Origin of the sequence: uncultured Psychroserpens sp., from assembly GCF_947501425.1 — a bacterium.
Taxonomy (GTDB): Bacteria; Bacteroidota; Bacteroidia; order Flavobacteriales; family Flavobacteriaceae; genus Psychroserpens.
Genome location: NZ_CANMVN010000007.1, coordinates 211396 through 238039 on the forward strand (window position 1 = coordinate 211396; position 26644 = coordinate 238039).

The 26644-nt window shown below is 35.0% G+C and carries 29 protein-coding genes and 1 tRNA gene; 16 read left to right on the forward strand and 14 right to left on the reverse strand.

Features of this window, described 5'->3' with window-relative positions; all coding sequences use genetic code 11:
- The first annotated feature begins 1 nt into the window (after nucleotide 1).
- The 9 genes from Q0951_RS12320 (at nucleotide 2) to Q0951_RS12360 (ending at nucleotide 7946) form a co-directional block, all read left to right on the forward strand.
- On the forward strand, nucleotides 2–1396 hold the full coding sequence (locus Q0951_RS12320) for an NAD(P)/FAD-dependent oxidoreductase (protein ID WP_299337267.1): 1395 nt from the start codon (nucleotides 2–4) through the stop codon (nucleotides 1394–1396).
- Between the two features lie 75 nt (nucleotides 1397–1471).
- Entirely contained in the window at nucleotides 1472–1873 is a 402-nt protein-coding gene (locus tag Q0951_RS12325) for a RidA family protein (protein WP_299337388.1), read from the forward strand.
- Nucleotides 1874–1957: 84 nt separating this feature from the next.
- Nucleotides 1958–3397, forward strand: coding sequence for an aldehyde dehydrogenase (locus Q0951_RS12330; RefSeq protein WP_299337269.1), 1440 nt, complete (start codon nucleotides 1958–1960; stop codon nucleotides 3395–3397).
- Nucleotides 3398–3439: 42 nt separating this feature from the next.
- A complete protein-coding gene (locus Q0951_RS12335; protein WP_299337271.1) occupies nucleotides 3440–3943 on the forward strand; it encodes a hypothetical protein in 504 nt (167 codons plus the stop codon).
- Between the two features lie 9 nt (nucleotides 3944–3952).
- Nucleotides 3953–4657, forward strand: coding sequence for a hypothetical protein (locus Q0951_RS12340; RefSeq protein ID WP_299337273.1), 705 nt, complete (start codon nucleotides 3953–3955; stop codon nucleotides 4655–4657).
- Between the two features lie 9 nt (nucleotides 4658–4666).
- Nucleotides 4667–5449, forward strand: a complete 783-nt coding sequence (locus Q0951_RS12345) for an SDR family oxidoreductase (RefSeq protein WP_299337274.1) — start codon at nucleotides 4667–4669, stop codon at nucleotides 5447–5449.
- Between the two features lie 186 nt (nucleotides 5450–5635).
- Nucleotides 5636–6175: a 3-hydroxyanthranilate 3,4-dioxygenase gene (locus Q0951_RS12350; RefSeq protein WP_299337276.1), complete on the forward strand. Its 540-nt coding sequence runs from the start codon at nucleotides 5636–5638 to the stop codon at nucleotides 6173–6175.
- A 44-nt stretch (nucleotides 6176–6219) separates the two neighbouring features.
- A complete protein-coding gene (locus Q0951_RS12355; RefSeq protein ID WP_299337278.1) occupies nucleotides 6220–7305 on the forward strand; it encodes an amidohydrolase family protein in 1086 nt (361 codons plus the stop codon).
- Nucleotides 7305–7946 carry an O-methyltransferase gene (locus Q0951_RS12360; RefSeq protein ID WP_299337280.1) on the forward strand — a complete coding sequence of 214 codons (642 nt, stop codon included), beginning with the start codon at nucleotides 7305–7307 and terminating at the stop codon, nucleotides 7944–7946. Before Q0951_RS12355 ends, Q0951_RS12360 begins: the two co-directional genes overlap by 1 nt.
- Before the next feature lie 259 nt (nucleotides 7947–8205).
- Here the strand turns inward: Q0951_RS12360 and Q0951_RS12365 are convergent, their stop codons facing one another.
- The 7 genes from Q0951_RS12365 to Q0951_RS12395 all read right to left on the reverse strand — a co-directional run bounded on the left by Q0951_RS12365 (nucleotide 8206) and on the right by Q0951_RS12395 (nucleotide 15469).
- Nucleotides 8206–9714, reverse strand: a complete 1509-nt coding sequence (locus Q0951_RS12365; RefSeq protein ID WP_299337282.1) for a S8/S53 family peptidase — start codon at nucleotides 9712–9714, stop codon at nucleotides 8206–8208.
- Nucleotides 9715–9829: 115 nt separating this feature from the next.
- Nucleotides 9830–10117, reverse strand: coding sequence for a twin-arginine translocase TatA/TatE family subunit (locus Q0951_RS12370; protein WP_299337284.1), 288 nt, complete (start codon nucleotides 10115–10117; stop codon nucleotides 9830–9832).
- 99 nt (nucleotides 10118–10216) lie between these two features.
- Complete coding sequence (locus tag Q0951_RS12375) at nucleotides 10217–12508, reverse strand: M1 family metallopeptidase (RefSeq protein ID WP_299337286.1); 2292 nt, start codon at nucleotides 12506–12508, stop codon at nucleotides 10217–10219.
- Between the two features lie 20 nt (nucleotides 12509–12528).
- Nucleotides 12529–13029, reverse strand: a complete 501-nt coding sequence (locus Q0951_RS12380) for a DUF6702 family protein (protein WP_299337288.1) — start codon at nucleotides 13027–13029, stop codon at nucleotides 12529–12531.
- Between the two features lie 86 nt (nucleotides 13030–13115).
- On the reverse strand, nucleotides 13116–13916 hold the full coding sequence (locus Q0951_RS12385; RefSeq protein WP_299337290.1) for a hypothetical protein: 801 nt from the start codon (nucleotides 13914–13916) through the stop codon (nucleotides 13116–13118).
- On the reverse strand, nucleotides 13903–14670 hold the full coding sequence (locus tag Q0951_RS12390; protein ID WP_299337292.1) for a carboxypeptidase-like regulatory domain-containing protein: 768 nt from the start codon (nucleotides 14668–14670) through the stop codon (nucleotides 13903–13905). The genes Q0951_RS12385 and Q0951_RS12390 overlap by 14 nt, the downstream gene beginning before the upstream one ends.
- Complete coding sequence (locus Q0951_RS12395; protein ID WP_299337294.1) at nucleotides 14657–15469, reverse strand: carboxypeptidase-like regulatory domain-containing protein; 813 nt, start codon at nucleotides 15467–15469, stop codon at nucleotides 14657–14659. The genes Q0951_RS12390 and Q0951_RS12395 overlap by 14 nt, the downstream gene beginning before the upstream one ends.
- A 114-nt stretch (nucleotides 15470–15583) precedes the next feature.
- Here Q0951_RS12395 and pepE point away from each other — a divergent pair, with 114 nt between their 5' ends.
- On the forward strand, nucleotides 15584–16291 hold the full coding sequence (gene pepE / locus Q0951_RS12400) for a dipeptidase PepE (protein WP_299337296.1): 708 nt from the start codon (nucleotides 15584–15586) through the stop codon (nucleotides 16289–16291).
- A gap of 144 nt (nucleotides 16292–16435) precedes the next feature.
- Here pepE and Q0951_RS12405 read toward each other — a convergent pair.
- Together Q0951_RS12405 and Q0951_RS12410 are read right to left on the reverse strand one after the other, a co-directional pair.
- A tRNA-Gly gene (locus Q0951_RS12405) sits at nucleotides 16436–16508 on the reverse strand.
- Between the two features lie 49 nt (nucleotides 16509–16557).
- Nucleotides 16558–16983, reverse strand: coding sequence for a GNAT family N-acetyltransferase (locus tag Q0951_RS12410; RefSeq protein WP_299337298.1), 426 nt, complete (start codon nucleotides 16981–16983; stop codon nucleotides 16558–16560).
- A gap of 121 nt (nucleotides 16984–17104) precedes the next feature.
- On the opposite strand from Q0951_RS12410, the gene Q0951_RS12415 reads away from it, so the two are divergent.
- Together Q0951_RS12415 and Q0951_RS12420 are read left to right on the forward strand one after the other, a co-directional pair.
- Complete coding sequence (locus tag Q0951_RS12415) at nucleotides 17105–17839, forward strand: M15 family metallopeptidase (protein ID WP_299337300.1); 735 nt, start codon at nucleotides 17105–17107, stop codon at nucleotides 17837–17839.
- A gap of 27 nt (nucleotides 17840–17866) precedes the next feature.
- A complete protein-coding gene (locus Q0951_RS12420; protein ID WP_299337302.1) occupies nucleotides 17867–18637 on the forward strand; it encodes a M48 family metalloprotease in 771 nt (256 codons plus the stop codon).
- Between the two features lie 47 nt (nucleotides 18638–18684).
- Here the strand turns inward: Q0951_RS12420 and Q0951_RS12425 are convergent, their stop codons facing one another.
- Nucleotides 18685–19089 (reverse strand): ankyrin repeat domain-containing protein, encoded by a 405-nt coding sequence (locus Q0951_RS12425; RefSeq protein ID WP_299337304.1) that lies wholly within the window; start codon nucleotides 19087–19089, stop codon nucleotides 18685–18687.
- A gap of 261 nt (nucleotides 19090–19350) precedes the next feature.
- Between Q0951_RS12425 and gpmI the strand changes: the two genes are divergently transcribed.
- A complete protein-coding gene (gpmI, locus tag Q0951_RS12430; RefSeq protein WP_299337306.1) occupies nucleotides 19351–20868 on the forward strand; it encodes a 2,3-bisphosphoglycerate-independent phosphoglycerate mutase in 1518 nt (505 codons plus the stop codon).
- Nucleotides 20869–20914: 46 nt separating this feature from the next.
- A complete protein-coding gene (locus Q0951_RS12435; RefSeq protein ID WP_299337308.1) occupies nucleotides 20915–21328 on the forward strand; it encodes a BT0820 family HAD-type phosphatase in 414 nt (137 codons plus the stop codon).
- Here Q0951_RS12435 and Q0951_RS12440 read toward each other — a convergent pair.
- On the reverse strand, nucleotides 21325–22605 hold the full coding sequence (locus Q0951_RS12440) for an acetyl-CoA hydrolase/transferase C-terminal domain-containing protein (RefSeq protein ID WP_299337310.1): 1281 nt from the start codon (nucleotides 22603–22605) through the stop codon (nucleotides 21325–21327). The two genes, Q0951_RS12435 and Q0951_RS12440, sit on opposite strands and share 4 nt — an antisense overlap.
- Before the next feature lie 124 nt (nucleotides 22606–22729).
- On the opposite strand from Q0951_RS12440, the gene map reads away from it, so the two are divergent.
- On the forward strand, nucleotides 22730–23548 hold the full coding sequence (gene map / locus Q0951_RS12445) for a type I methionyl aminopeptidase (protein WP_299337312.1): 819 nt from the start codon (nucleotides 22730–22732) through the stop codon (nucleotides 23546–23548).
- Nucleotide 23549: 1 nt separating this feature from the next.
- A complete protein-coding gene (locus tag Q0951_RS12450; RefSeq protein ID WP_299337314.1) occupies nucleotides 23550–24317 on the forward strand; it encodes a class I SAM-dependent methyltransferase in 768 nt (255 codons plus the stop codon).
- On the opposite strand, the gene Q0951_RS12455 is transcribed toward Q0951_RS12450, so the two are convergent.
- The 3 genes from Q0951_RS12455 to Q0951_RS12465 are packed head-to-tail and all read right to left on the reverse strand — an operon-like array spanning nucleotide 24314 to nucleotide 26577.
- Entirely contained in the window at nucleotides 24314–25312 is a 999-nt protein-coding gene (locus tag Q0951_RS12455) for an FAD:protein FMN transferase (protein WP_299337316.1), read from the reverse strand. The two genes, Q0951_RS12450 and Q0951_RS12455, sit on opposite strands and share 4 nt — an antisense overlap.
- A complete protein-coding gene (locus Q0951_RS12460; RefSeq protein WP_299337318.1) occupies nucleotides 25313–25690 on the reverse strand; it encodes a Na(+)-translocating NADH-quinone reductase subunit F in 378 nt (125 codons plus the stop codon).
- A 20-nt stretch (nucleotides 25691–25710) separates the two neighbouring features.
- The gene (locus Q0951_RS12465; protein ID WP_299337320.1) at nucleotides 25711–26577 is read right to left on the reverse strand and encodes a DUF4846 domain-containing protein; all 867 of its coding nucleotides are present in this window, start codon (nucleotides 26575–26577) and stop codon (nucleotides 25711–25713) included.
- Between the last annotated feature and the right edge of the window lie 67 nt (nucleotides 26578–26644).

Sequence of the window (26644 nt, forward strand, 5' to 3'; positions counted from 1 at the left end):
TATGAAACAACAAAATATACTAATCATTGGTGCAGGACTCTGTGGAAGCTTACTTGCTTTGCGTCTAGGTCAACGTGGCTATAACGTCAATGTTTATGAGATGCGTCCAGACTTGCGTAAAACAGATATTTCAGCAGGACGTTCCATTAATCTCGCATTTTCAGATCGTGGAAACAAAGGCATGAAACTCGTAGGCATGGAAGAAAAAGTCAAGGCACTATGCATTCCAATGAATGGTCGTATGCTTCATGACAAAGAAGGAAATACCTTCTTATCAAACTATAGTGGTCGTGAACACGAATACATCAACTCTATATCTCGAGGAGGATTGAATGCTTTACTTTTGGACGAAGCAGAAACACACGAAAATGTCAGTATTCATTTTAATAAAAAATGTTTATCGGTCGATTTTGAACATACTACAGCGCGATTTCAAGACTACGACACCAAAGACGAGTTTATAGAAGATGCAGATGCTATTATAGCAACTGATGGAGCTGGTTCGGCTTTACGAAGAAGCTACTATTTAGAGCGTAAATTTTTATTTAGTTTTTCTCAAAACTATTTAACTCATGGCTATAAAGAGCTTACTATTTTACCTGCGGAAAATGGCGATTATAAAACCTACAAAAACGCCTTACACATATGGCCACGTGGTGATTTTATGGTAATTGCCTTACCTAATTTAGATGGCAGTTTTACAGTAACCTTGTTTTTAAGTTATGATGAAGGAGAATACAACTTCAACAATCTCACAACACCAGAGATTGTTACGGAGTTCTTCCAAAAAGAATTTCCAGATGCCTTAGCTTTAATGCCAAATCTGATTGATGATTTCTTTGATAATCCAACTGCTCCTCTAGGAACCGTTAAATGTTCCCCATGGCATTACAAAGGCAACACATTACTTATGGGTGATTCTGCTCATGCCATTGTGCCTTTTTATGGTCAAGGGATGAATGCCTCCTTTGAAGATGTGGTTGAGTTTGATGCGGTTTTAGACAAGTACGAAGGTGATTGGGAGCGAATATTTCATGAATATGAAAAGACAAGAAAAAAAGATACCGACGCTATTGCAGATCTGGCCATTGATAATTTCCATGAAATGAAAGATCATGTTGCAAATCCAATATTTCAGGAAAAGCGTAAAATTGAAATGGCATTAGAGAAAGCATTTCCAGATGAATACTCTTCAAAATATAGCCTAGTCACATTTAATGAACACATTGGTTACAGAGAAGCCATGTTGAGAGGACGCGCACAAGACAAAGCGATTTTAAATATGCTGGATGATGGTGTGATCTCACCTTCTGATGATTTGAAAGAGCTCCTAGAGACAGTAAAAAAAGAAACCGAAGCAATTTTAGAAGATGACAGAGTTGCTGGATTGAAGTGATTAGTTGTTAGAGAAAAATAATTATTGAAAAAAATGAGATTCTGAAACAAGTTCAGAATGACAAAAAAACAAAGTATGAGTGAAAAAATAGTTACACCAAGAGGTGCCTATCCACATGTAAAACAAGTAGGCGATTTTATTTTTGTCTCAGGAACGAGTTCACGCAGACCAGATAATACAATTGCTGGCGTAGATATTATAGATGACATGGGAACCAAACGCCTCAATATAGAGACACAGACTCGTGAGGTTCTAAAAAATATAGAAAAGAATCTAGCTAAAGTTGGTGCATCACTTAAAGATGTGGTAGATGTCACTTCATTTTTAGTTAATATGAATGATTTCGCGGGATACAACAAGGCTTACGCTGAGTTTTTTGACAAATCAACAGGACCAACACGTACAACGGTTGCGGTACATCAATTACCTCATCCCGATCTGGTGGTTGAAATTAAAGTGATGGCTTACAAAAAATAACAATGGAAGAGCTACGTAAGCTTAAAAATTATGATTTCCATTTTATATAATCAATTAGAATCACTAGACCTTTATTTCGAATAAATGAACATTCAAAACTACATCAACGGCAACTTTCATGATCCTATTCAGGATGATTGGTTAGATAATTACAATCCATCTATTGGCGAAGTATATAGTCAAATTCCTAATTCTTCAAAAGCCGATGTTGAGAATGCTTATATCGCCGCGAAATCAGCTTTCCCTAGTTGGTCAAAAACCACCTTAGAAGAACGAAGTCGTATTCTGATTAAAATTTCAGAATTAATAGAAGCCAACCTTGATCGTTTTGCTCAAGCCGAAAGTAAAGACAACGGAAAGCCTGTCGCTTTAGCCAAAAGTGTTGATATTCCCAGAGCTGCAAGTAATTTTCGTTTCTTTGGAAATGCCATTACTCAGTTTGCCAGTGAAAGTCATGAAAGTGTTGGAATGCAAGCCATCAATTACACCTTGCGTCAACCTATTGGAGTTGTTGGTTGTATTTCGCCATGGAATCTTCCGCTCTATTTATTTACTTGGAAAATTGCACCAGCATTAGCCACAGGAAATTGTGTAGTTGCTAAACCTAGTGAAGTCACACCAATGACAGCATACCTTTTGGGTGAAATTTGTAACCAAGCTGGTTTACCTAAAGGTGTTTTGAATATTGTTCACGGGCTTGGCAGTTCAACAGGTCAGGCCATTATTGAGCATCACGACATCAAAGCCATTTCGTTTACAGGTGGTACAGCTACAGGAGCTCATATTGCTAAAGTTGCAGCTCCGATGTTTAAAAAGTTATCATTAGAGCTTGGTGGAAAAAATCCAAATATCATTTTTGCCGATTGTGATTATGACGATATGTTAAATACAACTTTACGCTCGTCTTTTGCCAATCAAGGTCAGATTTGTCTCTGCGGAAGTCGGATCTTCGTAGAAGCCAGTATTTATGATAAATTTAAAACTGATTTTGTAACTAGAGTGAAACAACTTAAAGTAGGTCATCCCTCTGAAAGCGACACCAATATTGGTGCTTTGGTTTCTGAGCCTCATTTAGAAAAAGTAAAAGACTATATTCAAATTGCTAAAGACGAAAATGGCACCATTCTATGTGGTGGAAACGAAGTTACAGTTAAAGGCTATGAAAACGGTTACTATCTTGAACCTACAGTAATTGAAGTGCCAACAGACGAATGTCGTGTCAATCAGGAAGAAATTTTTGGTCCTGTGGTAACCATCATGCCGTTTAGTAATGAAGACCATGTGTTACAAATGGCTAATAAGGTAAAATACGGCTTGTCGGCAACGCTCTGGACGAATAATCTCAAACGTACGATGCGTATGAGTAACCAACTACAGGCTGGTATTGTTTGGGTCAACACCTGGATGATGAGAGATCTAAGAACACCTTTTGGAGGTGTTAAAGCTTCTGGTGTTGGGCGTGAAGGAGGTTTTGAAGCTTTACGCTTTTTTACAGAAGCTAAAAATGTATGTATTAAATATTAATTTGTGTAATTGACCATATCGTTTACACACTATAACTTTATCATGAAAAAACTAATTACAATTATTGCATTACTGATTATTAACTATAACTACAGCCAAGAAGAGTGGATCAATTTTAAAGGGGACAGTTATACTATAGAGCATCCTAAAAATTGGGAAGTAAATACCAGCGGTGACTATAGCACAAGCTTATTGATATCCTCTGAATTAAAAGAAGATGATCTCTTTAGAGAAAATATCAATTTAATTATTCAGGACCTAAATAAGCTGAATATGAAAATGACCATGGCTGAGTTTGTTGACATCACTAAAAGTCAGTTATCATCCTCTCTCAATGATGGTGAAATTATATCAAGTGAAGGAAATAAAGAACGCCACACTATGGTTGTCAAAGGGAAAATGAACGATACCAAACTAAAATTCAAACAGGTTTATATCTTAAAAAATAACACATTTTACATCCTAACTTTTACAGCATTAGAAGACACTTACGATGATTTCATTACAAGAGGTGACAAAATCATTAATAGCTTCACAATCAAATAATTAATACTCATGAAGGCGACTTTAAAACTTTTATTGATTCTTTACATATGTGTGTCATCAGGTATCACTTTGGCACAGGAGGGCATTTGGTACAAAGCAGATGTTGATTTTAACGAACGCTTGATATTTTCTAAAGACAGTATTTCTGCAGAACGTTACAAAACTTACGGTGTAGACACACCATATTGGGAAAGCAATAGAGCTCTTAAAATAAGTAAGACACTCATTGAAGACAACAGCTCATACATGGTATTTGATCTTCCAGAAGGAGACAAAGCTGGTGGTGTCTTTACAATGATAGATAACAAATATCTTATCGTGCATACACCAAACGAAAAATACGGAACTATTGATATTCTCAAAGAACTACCTGGCCAACAAATACCCCATCGTGTGTACCTTTCTGAACAAGAAGTTAAAAATATAGATAGCTATAAAGGTATAGCAGAACTTACTAAAGAAGATCTTGTGAGCGCTATAAAATTTGTGCAATCTTACGATGCTGATTTTGAAAAAATGCTCGAAAAAAACCCAGGTCTTAAATCGTTTTCACTGTCTAGAATGGCTCAAAATTTATACCATCTAAAACTATATCAATTAGGTTATAACCCTTATGATCTTCCAGTTGAAGGAAATTATTTAGAACAATTTGAAGGAGATGAAGATCTAAAGACCCTTTTTGAAAATAATACGTATTTCCAACTAAGATTTTAAACAACACATATGAACCTAGAACTCAATAATAAATATGCATTAGTTTGTGGTAGTACAGCTGGTATTGGCAAAGCTACAGCTTTGGCCTTTGCAGAAGAAGGTGTACAAGTTACTTTAATAGCCAGAAATGAAGACAAATTAAAAGCTACACTTGCCGAATTACCGCAACATAGGAACCATGATTATATTGTTGCCGATTTTTCTAATCCGATTGAACTGAAAGAGAAAGTTAGCGCGTATATCGCTAATCACCATGGCTTTCATGTATTGGTCAATAATACTGGCGGACCAAAAGGCGGACCAGTTTTTTCTGCGGAAATTGAAGAATTTGAGAACGCCTTTACGCAACATTTAAAATGCAACCACGTATTGGCACAATCTGTTGTTCCATTTATGAAGTCTGAAGGCTACGGTCGTATTATTAATGTCATTTCAACTTCGGTAAAGCAACCTTTAGACGGACTAGGTGTAAGTAACACCATTAGAGGAGCTGTAGCTAACTGGAGTAAAACTCTGGCTAATGAATTGGGACAATTTGGAATTACAGTTAACAATGTACTTCCTGGAGCTACAGGCACTGAACGCCTGACTGAAATCATAAAAAACAAGTCGGTTAAAACTGGTAAAACTCAAGAGGAAGCTGCCAACGCTATGAAAAATGCAGTACCAGCAAAGCGTTTTGCTAAACCTGAAGAGCTTGCTGATGCCATTACATTTTTAGCTAGTGAACGCGCTGCTTATATCAATGGGATCAATCTTCCTGTAGATGGCGGACGAACAAAGTCATTATAAGTCTGAAATTCCATATTTTATTATTAATTTTATTGAATTGACGAATCTGCGTTAAGGATTGAGGTATTGTTGGAGCTCCTTGAAAAGAGCGACTACCGAAAGCCTGATTCTCTGAAACTTTTCGGCCTACGTAGCCACTATGGCGAAGGAGTCTAGTGAAGGAGAAAACGCCCAAAACCATACATTATGAGCAAATTATATCCACCTATAAATTTTAAAGCTTGGATCGAAGAAAACAGACATCTACTTAAACCACCCGTTGGCAACAAAGTGGTATGGAAAGATGGCGACTTTATTGTGATGGTTGTTGGAGGACCGAACAGTCGTAAAGATTATCATTATAATGAAACACCAGAATTTTTCTATCAGATTGAAGGTGATATTACACTAAAAGTCATCGACAAGGGGACACCTAAAGACATTCACATTAAGGAAGGTGAGATCTTTTTATTACCACCAAAAGTACCACATTCACCTCAGCGAGGTGCCAATACTGTTGGATTAGTTATTGAATACCCAAGAGAAAAAGGTGTTCAAGACGCGTTATTATGGTTTTGTGAAAACTGTACAACCAAACTTTACGAAGAAGATTTTACATTAGACAATATTGAAACTGATATGCCTGCCATTTTTGACAAGTACTATGGTGACAAAGACAAACGCAGTTGTCCAAACTGTGGAGAAGTCATGCAACCACCAAAAAAAGTGCAGCTTGAAGACAATTAAAGGTCAAAAAGAATTAAAGCCATCTTTTTAAGGAAGTTATTACTATGGAAAAACGAAAACTACGAATAAACGGTCACTCGCATTTATTACCTTATCCTGAGGAAATACCGCAATTCATGAAAGATAAGGGAATTTTCTGGGTGGATAAAGACCGTAAATTCATGCTTCAAAAAGATTGGAACCGTCCCATTACAGATTCCAGTTTCTTTTTAAATGAAAAGTTGGCCTGGATGGAGCGCTTTAATATTGACCATGCTGTAGTTTTAAATCTGTCACAGCTTTACGGAAATGGCTTACGGGTTGAAGAAATGAAGCAAGCGCTGCGCTTTCAGAATGATTTTAATGCAAAGATCCAACATGATAATCCGAGTAAATTTACTTGTGGTTTTGTAGTACATCCTGGTTTTGTTCGTGGAGCATGTTGGGAAATTGAACGTTGTGTCGAAGAACTTGGCATGCAATTATTATGCTTACCTACGCATTACATGGATACTATTGGCACTTGGCGTTGTATTTTTGACGAAGAAAATGAACCCATTTTTGAATTGGCTAACAAGTACAATTTGGCTGTTGAGGTTCACCCTTATGATGGCGAAAAATTTATTAAACTGGAAAATACATCTTGGCGTTTTCATTTGATATGGATGTTAGCGCAATGTGCAGATGCCTATCACTTTTTAACCCTTAATGGGTATCAGGAAAAATATCCAAATATGCGTACATGTTTTGCTCATGGCGGACAGTTAGCTCAGATTAATCTGGGACGACGTATCCAAGGCTTTGATGGCCGTCCAGATCTTTTTGAAGGCAAGACACATCCAAGGAAAGCCGTTGGGCATCCAAACATATTTTTTGACACCTTAGTTCATGATACTGGTGGTTTACAGCTTTTAATAAAAAACCAAACCTCTAAACAAGTCTTAATGGGATTAGATGATCCTTATCCTTTAGGTGAAATGGAAAGTGAGAAACAATCATCTTATCCTGGAAAAATTTTGGACCTTGCTATTGAACGTGATATTATTACAGAATCTGAACGTGATGCCATCTGGGAAGATAATGTGATTCAATGGCTTTGCGGTAATGATCAGGATGCAAAAGACAAATTAGTAAAGCGTATTTTAGGATAATGTACTTTTTACCTGAAAAATTAGACGACTATGTAGTTGCACATTCTGAAGAAGAACCAGAATTGCTTCAGCAGCTCACCAGAGAGACCTATCAAAAAATATTGCAACCCATAATGCTTAGCGGTCCATATCAAGGTCGAGTGCTTAGCATGATCTCTAAATTGATTCATCCTAAAACCATATTAGAATTAGGAACCTTTACTGGCTATGCCACGTTGTGTTTAGCGGAAGGTTTGCAAAATAATGGGGAAATCCACACAATAGATGTTAACGAAGAGCTTATTGATTTTCAACGAAAATATTTTGATAAATCAGATTATGGAACACAAATACATCAACATTTGGGAAGTGCAATTGATATCATACCAACATTAGATATGACTTTTGATCTGGTATTTATTGATGCTGATAAACCAAATTATTCTAATTATTTTCATTTGATCATTGATAAATTAAATTCGGGTGGTATTATATTATCAGATAATGTCTTGTGGCATGGTAAAGTTGTAGAACCTTTAAAGGATAAAGACATCTCAACTAAGGCAGTATTAGACTACAATACACTCTTAAGGAACGATAAGAGAATAGAAACCGTCTTATTACCCATAAGAGATGGATTAACTATTAGTAGAAAACTTTAAATCTAAGATACCTTAACCAGCTTCATTTCTGGTTTGTTCTCTAAAGACTTTGTTCTTTGTATGTGTTCAGATATGGTTTGAAAAAACTCGTAATTATCAAAAGGCTTGGTCATTACATCATTAAAAGCACCCTTTTTAGGTTGAAATTCACAAAACCAACTCAATTACCAATAAAATGCACTCTAAATCCTACTATTTTAAATAATAAGTCCTCTTCAAAATTTGAAGAGGACTTGCTAAGATATATCATAATATAAGCTTATTGAACCGCTTGCCAAGCATCAATATTACCATAACCAAAACTACTGTTTTTGTATGGATAGAAATCGGCAGATTGCTTCAATCTATTTAACACCTGAGTTCTACTCCAATTAGGATGTCTAGACCAAACTAAAGCAGCTATTCCAGCTGTTGTAGCAGTTGCTACAGACGATCCACCTGTATAACGTCTTTGTCCGTTATAAAACCCAAGAACTGGAGGTGCTTTACTGGTATTATTATCGCCTTCCATTATAATTGTAAAGTCTATTTTGCTTCCACTATGGCAAGTATCACAACGATCGTAATTACTACCATCATCTACTCCTGTTACAGCAACAGTTTCGCTCATAGTGGCAGGAAAAATAACACCAAAGCCGTTGGTAAAGCTTGTAGATGTTCCTCCTGCTGCAAATATTAGTTTGCCTTTACTGTAAGCATATCTCACAGCATCCTTTATATTTCCTATAGACCATACATATCCAATTGACATTGAAATGATTTTAACGTCACTTCTGTTTCCCAATTGCGTTAATGCCTTTGAGACACCTTTTCGCTCGTGATAATCGTTTAATAACACGTCCTCAGTTGCTCTATAGGCAACTAAATTTGCATTGTAAGCTACACCAACAGGCATACCGTTATCATTTCGTGGTGATGCCATTGTAGATCCCATAGCAGTTCCGTGACCACATTTATCATGCGGACCATCATAATTACTGGACCACCACCAATTAGAATCTATAAACGTCCCATACTTTTGAACAAATCTCCCGTTTGAATAGCCATCATTGATTCCTGATGAATTCAATAAACTCTGAGATTGAGATACACCTGTATCAATTAATCCAATTGTTACTCCAGAACCTGTTGATAATCCCCAAGCTTGCTGAATGTTGTGCTCATTAAAATGCCATGATACTTGTGCGTTATTTGGACTTGTGGTCGTATAATGCGCTGGATTGATATAATCAGCATTTTTATCACATCCTGAACTCGATCGTTCACGAACTTCGTCATAGGTAAACAGGTTATATCCATTTGGTTCTAAATAACGAACATCCTTGTGTGATCTTAATGCAATAATGGTTTCTATGTTTTCAACTCCAACATCAATAACCGTTAGAATATCCTGCTCTACAATTTTTAAATCACTTTTACTGATCTTTTCTTTGTCAACAATCAGATCTATCAAGGTGTTCTTTTTTGCTTCTAAAACTGGATCTCTGGTTTCACTAAAACTTTGACCTTCGTTTCCATACCCAATAGTCAAGACTTTTTGACCATGAACTACAGCGCTCCACAAAAAATGAGCATCTTCTTTACTCCAGTCGAAATCACCAGTTGCTCTAATGGTTTCACTAATACGATTATTAATTTGTTGAACTGTTAGGGGTTCTTTTGGAAATTGGTGATCTTGAGATTCGGTTTCAATAATAGCGTCCTCTTTGGCACAAGACACAATGGTAATTGCCATAAGAAGCAATACCTTTAAGTACATTTTTTTCATTTAATATGATTTAGATGGTTAATGATTTTCTAAATATATTAAATTATTAAAATTTAATCGCATTAAAAAATACGATTTCGATAAAATAACAAAGTAAAATGTAAGAATATAATAATTAATGATCTCTACTTATCGAACCTGTAAAATCCTCTAAGTCGTCTTTAACTTTTTTGATTTCTTTAGTAATATCTTTAGTCACATCGGTATTAATCCCTTGTTTTTCTGCACTTTTAGTAATTTCAGTTTTAATATCAGATGAAGCATCTTTAAGCATACGCATACCTTTACCGAGACCTCTTGCGATTTCTGGTATTTTATCTGCACCAAAAACCATTACCACAATAAAGAGTATGAATACCACTTCTGGAGCACCAATGAATAAAAAAGTTGTTAACTGTATCACATTGCAAATATAATGAGATGTTTTGACATTAATTACACAATTAACGATATAAAAAAAGCCGATCTCACAATCGGCTTTTATCTGTTTTGAATCTATAAATTATCCTTTGACTTTATTTTTAAACTTATCAAAGTCACTCTCTTTAACCTCTCTCGGCCAAGAGTTGTTTGATGTATCAATATCAGCAGTTTCCAGTTTAGGATCAACAGTGATAGAGATAATCTCTTTTTCAGATGCTATAGCTTTGCTCACCTCATTGTCATTAAACCTCCATATTTGAGCAGGATAGGTTTCGGTTTTTGAAGTTCCGTCAGCATAAGTAAATTCCACAATTATTGGCATAACCAATCCACCTGGCTTTTCAAATGTAAGGTTATAGAAATACTTAGGCTGCTTGATGTTTTTACGCTCTTCAGGAGTAAAATTATCCATCATGTATTCTTTTAGTGTAGGTGAGTTATCTGCCGATGTCCCTTTGCGTAACTTGTCGTCAAATTCTTCGCTACCTTCTTCAACCAGATATACCAGATCTAAGTCATCTAAGCTTAAATTTCTACTTTCAGCATAGTTTTTTGCATATTGGTTTGGTTCTGAAGACACATAATATTTCTTCACATCTTTTAATCCTATATCTACCCAATCAGTTGTGTAGAACCATCCTCTCCAGTACCAATCAAGGTCAAATGCAGAGGCATCTTCCATAGTACGGAAAAAATCTTCTGGTGTAGGGTGTTTAAACATCCAACGTTGAGCATATTCTTTAAATGCGTAATCAAACAACTCACGCCCCATAACCGTTTCTCTTAGGATATTCAATGCTGTTGCAGGTTTTCCGTAAGCGTTATTTCCAAACTGATATGTGTTTAATCCTTTGGTCATGATAGGAGCAATATAATCTTGATTTCCTCCCATGTACCTTGTTATGTTCTTTGCTGGTCCTCGACGTGAAGGGTATTTATCATCGCCTGGTGATAGAGCATCTGGATACCACTCTCCAAAATCTTGCTCAGCTACATATTGCATGAATGTATTTAATCCTTCATCCATCCATGTCCATTGACGTTCATCACTGTTAACAATCATAGGAAAGAAATTATGACCAACTTCATGAATGATTACACTCATCATTCCATATTTTGTACGATCACTATACTTACCGTTTTCATCAGGCCTACCATAGTTCCAGCAAATCATAGGATACTCCATTCCCTGACGTCTAGCGTGAACAGATATCGCTTTATGATAAGGATAATCAAAGGTCATACGAGAGTATGATTTTAAAGTACTAGCTACAGCTTTTGTCGACCACTGTTCCCATAGCGGATTACCTTCTTTTGAGTATAAAGACACAGCCAAAACATCTTTGTTACCAATTTTTACAGCCATCATATCCCAAATATATTTTCTCGAAGTGGCAAAACCAAAGTCTCTTACATTTTCAGCATATAGTTTCCAAGTTTTCTTTTTGTTAGAGCGTTTTTTCTCTCTGGCTTCTGCTTCTGCCTGAGTTGATATAACTACTGGCTCATCGTATGATTTTTTCGCTTTTTCGTAGCGTTTCATCATCTCACTAGAGAATACTTCCTTTCTGTTTGTTAATTTCCCAGTACCATCTAAAAGATGATCTGCAGGTACAGTGATATTGACTTCAAAATTCCCAAATGGTAATGCAAACTCATCACGACCCCAGAACTGAGAATTCTGCCAACCTTCAACATCATTATACACTGCCATTCTTGGATAGAACTGAGCTATCACATAGTTTCTATTTCCGTCAGGAAATAATTCAAACCCTGAACGTCCACCATCTGTAACGTGGTTATTTATTTGATACCACCATTTGATCTTGAAGGAAAACTTATCACCAGTTTTCATTGGTTGAGGCAACTCAACACGCATCATTGTCTGGTTTATCATATGTGGAAGAGCCTTCCCATCTGTTGTTGTAACAGATTCTACATTAAAACCGCCATCAAAACGCTCACTCATGTATGATGATGCAAATCTTGAAGGTGACAAAGCTGGAGTCACTCTGCTTGAATTAATATCTTTTGAGGGTGAATCTTTTTGTCTCACATTTTGATCCAATTGTACCCATAAATAACTTAACTCATCTGGAGAATTATTGGTGTAAGTGATGGTCTCGTTTCCACTTAAAACAGCTGTTTCATCGTTTATTTCGATATCCATCTTATAATCTGCTTGTTGCTGGTAATAAGCTGGACCAGGAGCACCAGAACCTGTTCTATACATATTAGGGGTAGCAAACTCATCATAGAGTTGCTTAAACTTATTCTGGTTTGTATGACCAGGCTTACGCTCTTGATCTTGAGCCATTGCACTGAAGGATATAAATGCAATAGACAAACAAAGGTATTTTACTAGTTTCATAAACATTATTAAAGGGTTGATTATTTAAAATTTAAATATTGATTTCTGTCTTCTGTTGTAAAAATCAAATTATTAGTTTTTGAGTTTATTTTAGTTTTTACAACATTTTTTTGCTTCGGAAATAGATCAAAAAGAACACTGTTACTTATTTCGATGGTATTAACAGCTTTTATATTTTCTATTTCCAGATAACACACTACGAGATCATTTTCGTATTCTTTTCCTATGAAATTAAATGGTGTGTCTTGAGTATTAATTTTGATTTCAATTTTTTGATTCAGATATTTTTTAATGTATTCATCAACCATTGGATGTTCGTTGATATCTGTAAGTGTGATCTTTTTATCATAGCGTTCTTGAAGTGTATACTCCAAATCTGCTACATCTATTCTTGAAATCATCTGTACTGATTGCTTGTCTTCAACATAGGTTAATTGCATCACACTCACATAATATTTGTGGGCAGATGACAAAAACAAAGGAAACATTAAAGCTAGAAAAGCGACTTTAAAAAATTTCATAACAATCATTAATTCGTAAAAATAGCTTTTTTGATAAAAAACATACTCTAAAAAAATGTTAATAAAATTGATAAAGTTTTTGACAATCAATCTTCCGATAATGGTTCTTCACCATTGTAGAAATATAATTTCTTGAGTAAGAATTCGTAGGTTGTAAAGCTATCATCGCTTTGGCAGAGCTCTTGGAATTTTTGGTCTTCAGCAACATAATAGAAAAAATCTATTTTTAAATGTTCTTCAATTTCCATATTCTCAAAGAGCAAGTCTGAAAACTCAGATTTCATTTTATTCATACAATCAATCTGTTTTTCTAGCATTACAGCTTTCTTGAGCTTTTTAGTTCGTCCTGAAATTTTATTCAAAATCTTATGGATATTAATCCCAACAAATAATGGCGCAATAACAATAGATTTTCCAGCGTCGGCTTCATACAACCTACGTTCTTTTTGTGTCTTAGGTTTTCCTGTATAACCAGGTATTCCTACATCATAAAAATTGATGTCGCGTTTGGCATCACTATTCTCGATATCTGTTAGCAAATTTCCTGTTAACACTTTCCCTACGACTACTTCGTCTAACTCATTAACTCTATCAGTAAGTGTTATGGCTATAAACTTTGAAGCTAAAATAGTTTTAGATACAATAACATTTTTTGGAGTGTATTGTATACTAGAAATAAGTATGGTGTCATTTAATCTGGCAAGTACCTCAAATTCTCCTTTATCGTTAGTAATTGTAAACTCTTGTGCTGTTAGGTTTAACACGTGTATCCCGTCAAGGTCTGAACTTGCAGAGATTTCACCTTTAAGTTCAATGGTTTGGGCATTATAAATTACACAGCTAAGGACTGCAAAAAGAAAGCATAATATGTTTTTAGTCGTCTTCAATTTGGATTTTGAATGCTTTTAGTTTCTCATGTAAGAACTCTAGCATAGCCATTTCTGTTTTTGTGTTACTATACACTACAAAATTTGGATCGTGAGATGCAAAGTAAAAAAATTCTAAGTGTAGTGACTCATCTAATGTATCATTCTCAAAAAGCATTTCAGAATATTTAGATCTTACGGCGTCTAAAGCTTTTAAACGTTTTTCTAGTTTCACTTGTGCTTTTAAACGTTTTGTCCGACCTGTAATCCAATTAATCAAAGGGTTAAGTGGCAATATGCCTCCACCACTATTTGCCTCATACAATCGTCTTTCACTTTGTGTCTTGCGTGGCCCTGTATATCCTGGAATACCAACATCATAAAAATTAATATCACGCTTGACGTCACTGTTTTCAATATCTGATAATAAGTCCCCAGTTAACATTTTACCTACTACTACCTCATCAAGCTCATTGATCTTGTCTTCCAAATAAACGGTCATGGTTTTAGCTTGTAAGATACTATCAGTGATTACAATGTCTTTAGTCTTATATTGAACTGCTGACACTGTAATTGTGTCATTAAGATGCACTGGAATCTCAAACCTACCATAGTCGTCAGTAATGGTGTACTTTAATGCCGTAATATTGATAACATGTATCCCAACAACATCATTACTTGCAACAACTTTACCTGTAATATCTGTAGTTTGTGTAAAAACTTCAGTGGTAAATAGTAACACAAAAAAACATGTAAACCACTTAATTCTTGCCACGTTTCTCTTTTAAGAATGCTTTACTTTTCACATAAAGTACTTCAAGAAACTCTAGCTCTTTTCCATAATTGAGTAGTGACATATCAAAATTTTCGTCATCTTCGACATATCTTATGAACTCCTCGACACGATGCTCGGGAATATCAAAATTATCTATAATAAACTCTGACCCGAAATAATATTTAACTGAACTTACTGGAACATCAGGAACACCTGAAGATTTCTTATCTTTTACTTCACTTCTAAACAATGGAAGCAATAATTGATCTACTACATTAACAATGTTAAGTCCATTTACCATGGTTTGAGATTGGTAATGAATACCCTGATTTTTTATCTTAGATCGATCATCATCTGGAAATTCATATTCATCACTCCTTTTTATACCAAAATAAAGTGCATCTAGTTTAGGGTTAAAGGTTTTTACTGTACCGATATCTGTATTTAAATCTCCCGACAACCCTTTGGTTAACACCAAAATCTCATCTAGTTTATTAATCTCTTCTATCAAAAATACTCGTATACGTTTTGATTCAATAATAGCCTTGTTGACTTGTAAATCAAAGTTTTGATATTGCAAAGCTCTAAACTCAATAAAATCATTAAGTGCCACTTCTATGGTAAACTCCCCCTTTTCATTAGTAATCACGCCTTTGTTTGAAGACGTATTAAATACTGTTATCCCCTCAACATCATTACCTTCAACAATAATTTTACCATCAACCTTTATACGTTGAAATGTCTGAGATGTTACTGTGTAAGACGATAATATTATAAACAGAAGTAGTAGTTTTTTCATAGATGAAATTTTAGTTTAGTAAAGTAAAGACTTGAAAACTTAATTTATTAATAAAGCCTAACTAAACTTTTGTTAAATTAAAGCTTTACCTAAATTTACAATAAATTATAACCAATGAAAAATATTCTTATAGCCAGTACGACAACCATTCATGGTGGTGCTCCACTTGATTATTTATTAGATGAATTAAAAGTTTTTTTTCAAAATACTTCGGAAATTCTCTTTATCCCTTATGCCAGACCTAGTGGAATAACACATGATGAATATACTTCAAAAGTAAATTTGGCTTTTGATAAAATTGGAAAAAAAGTTATTGGAATCCACGAATTTGATGACCCGAAAAAAGCTATAGAAAATGCTGGAGGACTATTTACAGGTGGCGGAAACACTTTTGTTCTGGTAAATCAACTCTATAAAAAAGATCTTATTGAAACTATTAAAGCTACAGTCAAGAATGGTACACCTTACCTTGGTACAAGTGCTGGAAGCAATATTTGTGGTCTAACAATTAATACAACCAACGATATGCCAATTGTATATCCTCCAAGTTTTAAAACATTTGGCTTTGTTCCTTTTAATATCAATCCGCATTATCTTGATCCTGATCCAACAAGCAAACACATGGGTGAAACTAGAGAAACCAGAATTAAGGAATTCCATAAATTCAACACCCAACCTGTAGTTGGTATAAGAGAAGGCAGTTGGCTTGAAGTTAAAGGAGAGACAATTACATTGAGAGGATCATTAGATGCCAGAATTTTCGAATATGATCAAACTCCCTATGAAATAAAATCTGGCTCAGATCTTAGTAATTTAAAATAAAAAAACCTCGTCAATTATGACGAGGCCTTTGAGCGAGAGACCGGGTTTACTTCGACTACGCTCAGCATAAACTTCTCAGCACTATTCCAGAATATTAAACCCATTTTAAACTAAAAAACCTCGTCAATTATGACGAGGCCTTTGAGCGAGAGACCGGGTTCGAACCGGCGACATTCAGCTTGGAAGGCTGACGCTCTACCAACTGAGCTACTCTCGCATTCCGAACGCAAATATAAATATCTTTTTGCTTTAAGTAGCATAGGAATTCATAACTTTTTTAAAAAGTGATAGCCTAAAATCTCAAAGCCTTCATTATAGTAAAACTTATGCGATGGATAGTTTTGAACATAAGTATTCAGCTCAGCAGTATTACAACCTTTGGTTTTGACATATTCATAAATCCAACTCAAAAACTGTTTTCCTAGACCTTTGCTTCGGTAAATATCTTCGATGTAAACATGATCGATCTCCACAGTTTTTCCTGCATAATGTCTAGTACAAAACCACATCCCTGTGACTCCAATAAGCTGGTCATCATCATATATTACAGCACATTCATAGTTTTGAGAGGACATTTCTGTAAAACGTTCTTTTAGTAGATCGTCTGAAAATTTGTAATTGGTTAGTTTTTGAATGAGTGGTATTACACTATGAATTTCCGAAGCTGCTAACACTTTAAATTGAAATGGCATGACTAACTATTTTAAGTGAAGATAAATATTTTGGTTAAGTTTGACGTGAACAGAGCTTCAAAATTACAATGGCTCATCACTTAGAAAAGATTGGCACATATTATGTATTAGTTACTACCTTATGAACAGACAACATTTTATAAAAATAGCATCTTTGGCAGGTGTAGGAATATCGGTTTTTCCGCAGTTAGCTTTTCAAAACTCTGATACCATTATACCTTATGAGGAACTTATTGGAAAAGGCAAACCAAAACTTTTTGGAGATAGTTTTAAACTTAGAAAAGAAGCGTATGATGCGTTTTTAAGACTATCTGCCGATGCTTTAAAAAGTGACATTCGGGTTCAAGTTGTGTCTAGTTATAGAAGCTTTGATCACCAAAATAGAATTTGGGAACGTAAATACAAGAACTATATCGACAGAGGTTTGACTTCAAAAGAAAGTATAAAGAAGATTATAGAATATTCAACAATTCCAGGGACATCTCGCCATCATTGGGCTACAGATTTAGATCTTATTGATGCTAATGTATCTCGACCTCAAAATGTTCTCAATCCCAATCATTTTGAAAATGATGGTTGCTTTTCAAAATTTAAACTTTGGATGGATGAGTATGCCAATGATTATGGATTTTACTTAGTATATACCAAAAAAGAAGGTCGTAAAGGATTTAAATATGAACCTTGGCACTATAGTTACAAACCACTTTCAAAACCATACCTAGACGCCTATCAAAAATTAAATATAAGAGACATTATTACATCTGAACAATTAATGGGATACCATAATTTTTCTGAGGTATTCATCTCTAACTATCTAAACGAAAATATTTTAGATATAAATCCAGAACTTTTGTAAATTTAAACCACACTAATTAACACAATCATGAGAGGAAGATCGTTCAAAATCAGACTTTTAATCGCAGTAGCTGTAATTGCCTTTGCATTTGTAAGGCGCTGTAGCCAACAAGAGGTAAACCCATATACTGGTCGTACACAGGCAATTTCGCTATCCCCTGAGCAAGAAATTGCTATTGGTTTACAAAGTGCTCCAAACATGGCACAACAACATGGTGGATTACACCCTAACAATCAATACCAAGCCACAGTCGATAATGTAGGACAAAAATTGGTCAATAATAGCATTGCTAAGGACACGCCATACAAATACGAATTTCATCTACTAAGAGATCCTAACACTATTAATGCCTTTGCATTACCTGGCGGACAAATATTTATCACTTATGCCTTATTCTCTAAACTAGAAAATGAATCTCAACTTGCTGGAGTTTTAGGTCATGAAATTGGGCATGTTTTAGGAAAACATTCTAATGAACGTATCACAGATTCTAAATTCTGGCAAATTCTAACAATGGGTGCATCTTCTATAGACTTAGGAAGTGTGGCACAACAAGTGGGCCAGGGAACATTACTGAAAAATGGAAGAGAAGATGAACTTGAAAGTGACGAATTAGGAGTTATTTTTATGATTGAGGCAGGATATGATCCAGAGGAAATGATTGGTGTTATGGAAATATTGAAATCGGCCGCTGGTCCTAATCGTGTTCCTGAATTCCAAAGTACGCATCCAGACCCTGAAAACCGTATGGAAAAAATCAGAGAAGTTATAAGAGATTACAAAAAAAACGCATCTTAAAAGATGCGTTTTCATTAACTAACTAACTCAAATAATTGTCTTTTCTATCAGACATTTCTCTTATTTACTTTTTTAAATCGCTTCAAAAACAGTGCTGCTTCATTAGCGTTTGACTTTTCGGCATGTCTTAATGCTGTTAAGCCTTTATCGCAAACCGTATGTATTTCAGAACCTGCTGTTATTAAAACTTTAATAATATCAACTCTGTTGAATTTCGCTGCGTAATGTATTGGTAGCATTCCATTTGATTTTTTGTTGATGTCTACTCCTGTTTTAATGAGTCTCTTGACTTCTGCTAAATTACCAGTGGCAACTGCTTTACAAAGTGGACTTACCTCATTAACATAAACAGTTACTTCATCTGTATTAGAATGTAAGGTTTCGGTTGTTGCATTTAAATTACAAATTGAAAAGCCTAATGCTAAGGCTAAAATTACTGCTGATTTTTTCATGATGAAAGATTTAATTAATTGATTTTTGTTTTTTGATTACACTAAAGAGACGACTTAATTTTCAATGTGTTACATGAAATTTCTTTAATAACATATATTTAACTATTTGTAAACAAATGTGTTAATAGTATCCTAAATTGAATATTCTCATTAACATCTAATATCCATTGACTTAAAAAAATAGTAATTCAAAGTATTTTGTATTGTCAATTTCAAATAAACAGCTTTAAACTTTTATCTTTGATTTTTAATACCATTCAAATGAACAAAAAAGTTATTTTAATGATCCTTGATGGTTGGGGAATGTCTCCTGACCCAAAGGTCTCTGCCATTGATAATGCAAAAACACCTTTTATAGATTCTCTATATCACAACTATTCTAATGCAACCTTAAGAACAGATGGACTCCATGTTGGTCTACCCGAAGGTCAAATGGGAAATAGTGAAGTTGGGCATATGAATCTAGGTGCAGGACGTATTGTTTATCAGGATCTGGTCAAAATAAATCTTGCTGTAAAAAATAACACCCTTAAAGATGAGCAAGTACTTATCGATGCATTTCAGTATGCAAAAGACAATCAAAAACCTATTCACTTTTTAGGTTTGGTTAGTGATGGTGGTGTCCACTCTCACATTAATCATCTATTTGGATTAATTGAAGCAGCTAATAACTTTGGAGTTCAAAACTCGTATGTTCATGCCTTTACAGACGGAAGAGACGTAGATCCAAAATCTGGATTTGGGTTCATTACCTCTTTAGAAACGCATATCAAAGAGACAAATACTAAGCTTGCTTCTATTACTGGAAGGTATTTTGCAATGGATAGAGATAAACGTTGGGAACGTATCAAACTTGCTTATGATGCTCTGGTAAATGGTATAGGTGAACATTCTAACTCAGCAACAGAATCTATAGAAAACAGTTACAACAACAATGTCACAGACGAATTTATAAAACCAATCGTCATGGTAGATAAAGATGAGCAACCTGTGGCACAAATACAAGATGGAGATGTAGTTATTTTCTTTAATTTTAGAACAGACCGCGGACGTGAATTAACCGAAGCCTTATCTCAAAACGACTTCCATGAACAAAATATGCATAAGCTCAACTTGCATTATGTAACCTTAACTAATTATGATGATTCATACCATGGAATTAATGTTGTGTTTAATAAGGACAACTTAACTGAAACATTAGGAGAGGTTTTAGAAAAAAATAATCGAACTCAAATACGAATAGCAGAAACTGAGAAATATCCTCATGTTACTTTTTTCTTCTCTGGTGGACAAGAAAAACCTTTCAAAGGCGAAACCAGAATATTAAGAAATTCGCCTAAGGTTGCCACTTACGATCTAAAACCAGAAATGAGTGCTTACGAATTGAAAGATGCTTTGGTTCCTGAACTAAAAAAAGGAGATGTAGACTTTGTATGTCTCAACTTTGCTAATGGTGATATGGTAGGACATACTGGAGTTATGGAAGCTGCCATAAAAGCATGTGAAGCTGTTGACGAATGTGTGAAAGATGTTATAGAAGCCGCATTAGATAATGGCTATAGTACCATCCTAATTGCAGATCATGGTAATTGCGAAACTATGATTAATGCTGATGGAACACCTCATACAGCACATACTACAAATCCAGTGCCTGTAATTTTGATTGATAATGATAAACCAACAATAAAATCTGGTATTTTAGGTGACATTGCTCCTACTATTTTAAAACTTATGGGCATTGAACAACCCGAAGCTATGACCCAACATTCACTTGTCTAAATAATTTTTAAAAATTGTACATTTACCTTTTTACAACAATTAACTTATGAATTTTCAGGATAAACTTGTCATAGCCATAGATTTTGATGGTACTATTGTTGAAGATGCTTTCCCAAAAGTAGGGAAACCAAGAATCTTTGCCTTCGAAACAATGAAGCGTTTACAACAAGATGGACATCGTCTTATTCTTTGGACTTACAGAAGTGGCTCCAAACTTGACGAAGCTGTTGCATTTTGTAAAGAAAATGGTATTACTTTTTATGCTGTAAATCAAAGTTTTCCTGAGGAAAAATACGACAACTCTGTTAGTCGAAAAATCTATGCCGACATCTATATTGATGACAGAAATATTGGAGGCATTCTAGGTTGGGGAGAGGTTTATCAACTTATTACCAATGAGTCTCCTGACATGTCTTCAGTAAAACAAAAAAAAGGGTTATTTTCTTTTTTTAAGCGTTAATGATTATTATTTCCGGTTAAATCATAATAGGATTTAGCAAGATACTCCTGATGGTCAGGATGAGCAATTTCAACAAGTGCTTTAACTCGTTCCTTAATTGTTCTTCCATAAAGATTCGCCACACCATATTCAGTAACTACATAATGTACATGAGATCTGGTAGTAACAACTCCAGCACCTGGCTTAAGAGATGGCACAAGCCTACTAATACCTTTTCTTGTTGTAGATGGCAATGCGATAATGGCCTTTCCTCCCTCACTTAAAGATGCACCTCTAATAAAATCCATTTGTCCACCAACTCCAGAGTACATTCGTGCACCAATAGAATCGGCACATACCTGACCTGTAAGATCCACTTCAATAGCTGAATTAATAGCTACCATTTTAGGATTTAATTTGATAATTGAAACATCGTTCACAAAATCAGATGAACGCATTTCAACAAAAGGGTTATCATCTACATAATCATATAAACGTTGAGAGCCCATTAAGAACGTGGCCATAGCTCGCCCAGGGTTAACGCCTTTATAATTACCATTAATCACATCCTTTAAAATTAAATCAATGACACCATCAGAAAACATCTCAGTATGCAATCCTAAATCCTTGTGGTTATGTAATCGTGATAATACTGCATTAGGAATATTTCCAATTCCCATTTGTAGCGTACTCCTATCTTCTATTAAATTTGCTACATTATCGCCAATTTGAGTTTCAATAGCTGTTGGTTTTGTAACCGGATGTACTGGCAGAGGCTCGTCACATTCTACAAAAGCATCAATTTCAGTGACATGTATAATACCATCGCCAAATGTTCTTGGCATTTGTTTATTGACCTGAGCAATCACATGGTCTGCATTATCAATGGCAGCTAAGGTGGCTTCAACAGAAACACCTAATGAACAATAACCGTGTTGATCTGGTACAGAGACATGTATTAAGGCTACTTTTATATCAACAATATTTCGTTTAAATAATAATGGAAGTTCACTTAAAAACACAGGTGTATATGAACCATTTCCTGCCTCTAGAGTATGCCTTACGTTTTTTCCGATAAAAAATGAATTGACATGAAAACTATCTGCTAACTTAGGATCTGCGTATGGCGCTTCACCTTCGGTATGCAATTGGCATATTTCTACATTTCGCAATTCTTCATGTCTTGCTGTAAGAGCATTTACAAGAACACTAGGAACAGCTGCTGCTGCATGAATATAAATTTTATCATTAGACTTTACAACTTTTAAGGCTTCTTCGGCACTAACTACTTTATACATTTGGTCATAATTTAGATTACAAAATTACAACAGAAATAGGCTTGAAAAACTGTCTTATATCATATTTTTATAAAATTTTAGAATTATTATAATTAGCTATCTTTGCCACACAATATTTTGAATAATGATTATAGTAAAAACTAAAGAAGAAATTGAACTAATGCGCCAAAGTGCATTAGTCGTTTCAAAAACCTTAGGTATGCTTGCCAAAGAGGTTAAGGAAGGTGTAACAACGATGCAATTAGATAAGCTTGCCGAGGATTTTATTCGTGCTCAAGGCGCAGTGCCAGGATTTTTAGGCTTGTACGATTGTCCGTCTACCTTGCTGTGTAGTGTCAACGAAGCTGTTGTCCATGGTCTTCCTACAGATATTCCTCTTAAAGATGGAGATATTGTTTCTGTAGATTGTGGTGCATTGATGAATGGTTTTTATGGAGATCATGCCTATACATTTGAAATTGGAGATGTAAATCCTGAAACCAAAAAACTTGTTCAGGTAACTAAAGAATCACTCTATGTTGGGATTCGTGAATTTAAACTTGGGAATCGGGTTGGTGATGTTGGTTATGCTATTCAAAATCATTGTGAAGCTCACGGCTATGGTGTAGTAAGAGAATTAGTTGGTCATGGAATAGGTCGTAAAATGCATGAAGATCCTGAAATGCCAAACTACGGTAGAAGAGGTCGTGGCAAGAAATTTATTGAAGGCATGGTAGTGGCCATTGAGCCTATGATTAATGGCGGTACACATCGTGTCAAACAACTTAAAGATGGCTGGACCATTGTTACTCAAGACGGAAAACCTAGCGTTCATTTTGAACATGACGTAGCACTTATTGACGGTAAACCAGAAATCTTATCCACCTTTGCTTATGTGCATGAAGCCCTAGGTATTACATCAGATGAAGAGGATGAATTTAGAAAAGAGGCTTTAGTGCTCTAAAATGAAACGTCTTTTTAAACTTATATTAAATACCATCCCCAGACCTTTATTGATAAGGTTAAGCTACGTTGCTCGACCTATTCTGGCTTTTTTTTTAAGAGGACGTCGATTTACTGACCCGATTGACGGTAGACATTTCAGAAGTTTCCTCCCATATGGTTATGGAGATCAACGCAATAATGTATTGTCACCTTCAACACTCAGTTTAGAACGTCATAGGTTATTGTGGTTGTATTTGAAAAACGAAACAGATTTCTTTTCTGCGGAAAAAAAAGTGTTACATTTTGCTCCAGAACAATGTTTTTTAAAACGGTTCAAAGCACTTAAGCATATTGATTATACCACAACCGATTTGGAATCTCCCATTGCAGATGTAAAAGCAGATATTTGTAATTTACCTTTTGAAGACAACAGTTATGATATTATTTTATGTAACCATGTGTTAGAACACATTCCAAATGATACCAAAGCCATGCATGAATTATATCGAGTACTAAAACCTGAAGGTTATGGCATCTTTCAAATTCCGCAAGACCTTTCTAGAGCGGAAACTTTTGAAGATGATAGTATTACTGATCGTAAAGAACGTGCAAAGATTTTTGGACAATACGATCATGTTCGTGTCTATGGTCGTGATTATTTTGACAAACTCCGTAGTATCGGATTTAAAGTTGAAGAAGTAGACTATACAGATCAACTTTCCGAAGAAGAAATTGACAAGTATTGTCTGGCTAAAGGTGAAATTATTCCTGTAGTTTTTAAGTCTTAACTTTTAGGGAATTCATTTAAATTAAGTGTCTCAAACTCCTTATTCTCATTTTCAAAAATGATGAAAACCTTCAATTCTGGATGCGACTGAAGAAAATGTGACACCTTATCAATTCCCATGGCTTGAAACGCTGTAGCATAGGCATCTGCTGTCATACAATCTTTGGCAATTACAGACACACTAAGAATATTGGTTTTTGTAGGATAGCCTGTTTTTGTATTGATGATGTGAGCGTAGCGATTTCCACTGGCATCAGTTTTAAACTTTCTGTAAGTTCCTGAAGTTGCCATGGCCTCATCAGTCAAACTAATAGCTTTATACACTGATTGCCCACCATCAAAACGCGGTTCGTCTAGTCCGACTCGCCAAGATGTTCCTTTCTCCATATTTTTACCTCGAACACGAATCTCACCGCCTATTTCAACTAAATAGTTCTGAATGCCCTTGCTCTCCAAAAACTCTCCAATGACGTCAACTCCGTAGCCTTTAGCAATAGCATTAAAATCAATAAACGTGTTTTCAGGTTTTTTGATGTTATAAACTGATGTCAATTCCACTTTATGCAATCCAACCGATTTCATTAATTCATTGATTTTTAAACTATCGAGATCTACAACTTCACCTTTCGGACCAAAACTCCAGGCATTTACAACAGCACCAATAGTAGGATCAAATACACCATTAGTCTTACCATAAATATCTTTCGATCTCATTAATACTCTTTTAAAATGATCGTCAATCAAAGTGCTCTCATTCCGGTTGATCCTCGAAATATCAGAATCTGTTATATAGGTTGACATGGATTGATTGATGACATTAAACAAACTATCAAATTGCTTAGTATAGTCTGTTTCAGAAGCATAGATTGTTGAAAATGACGTTCCAAAAACAGGACCAGATATTTTTGTATTCTTTACCTCTTGGATATTACTTTTAGGTGCTTCTTTACAAGAAAAAAGAATGCATAGGATAAGAATGTATGATAGTTGTTTCATCTAATTGAGATTAGTTTCAATGACTTGTATTCCATTATACTCTATAAGATACTCTTCATTAAGGTAAACAGGTAGCTCCTCTCCTTTTGGGTTCCCTAAACCAACACCAGCATATAACACTTTTGCATCTTTTTCCAGAGCGTGTTTTTTGAAAGTCTCCATCCAAATCACATCATAATTATTAGGATTCTGAGGTAACTTTACAGCTCTAACAATTACAAAAAAATACTGACTATTTTTATCTATACAGACAAATTGCGGATGGCGTTTTAATTTACTATTGATAGCCACAAACTCAAAACCACGTTGCTCTAAATCCTTTCCAACATGATTCATTGCCAGGTTATGAAGTTCTTGATCTGATAATGGTTTACTCATATTGCAAAGATACAAACTTGCTACTTAAACCGCACAAATTTTGAACTGCTAAACGTATAGTTGGAAACTGGTATTACAACATCTTTTTTTAGCTGATACCATGGTGAAATTTCTGAATTTTCAAGATTCTTCACAAGGTGTACACTTTGCGCTGGTGTATTCCCTTGAAATAGTAAAAACAACTTCTCCCCTTTATCGTTAACAATCTCATCGCATATCATAACTATGTGACCAGGAGAACCGCCTCTGATGAGCATATCACCAATTTTCAAATCTTTATCATCAATAGATTTGAGTTCATTGAATAAAGACAAAGTTCCTGAGTACATATAGATTAAATTCAAATACTTATAAAAATTAGCTTTTGAATGATCTTTAGATGCTGTTTTATTGAAAGCAACCTTATTACCATTTATTTTTGGACGATAACCTTCAGCATATTTTTGCCACGAGCAATAATGTCCAGAAGTAAAATTAAAGCCTATTTCATTCTTTCTGTTGTTATCCCAAAGGTATTCACTTCTAATTCTAATTAAGGCATCAGCACATTGTTGCAACCCATTTTCAGGAACTGGAACTTCCAGAATTCCTATGTGACCACCTTGCCAGAAATATTCAGAACTGTCATAGTTGATAATTTTACTCCCAAAAGGCTTTAAGTCATAATTCCGCAGGTAAGTTTCAAAACTTCCCTCAGGGTAGGAAACGCGTTTATAGCCTTCAGGTACTTTTACTCGAGATTTGATTGTTACACTATCCTTATTGATTAAACTAGGTGTTTCAAGACTAACTGTAACCACATGCACTGCTTTTTTAACTGGTTTAAGCTGAAATGCTAAAACAACAAGAGACGTCAGAATTAAAAGGATAAATATTGTTTTTTTCATAATTAACTAAACGTCAAAAATATCAGGTTTGTTATACAGTCGACAAAAAAGTGTACATTTAAACTCC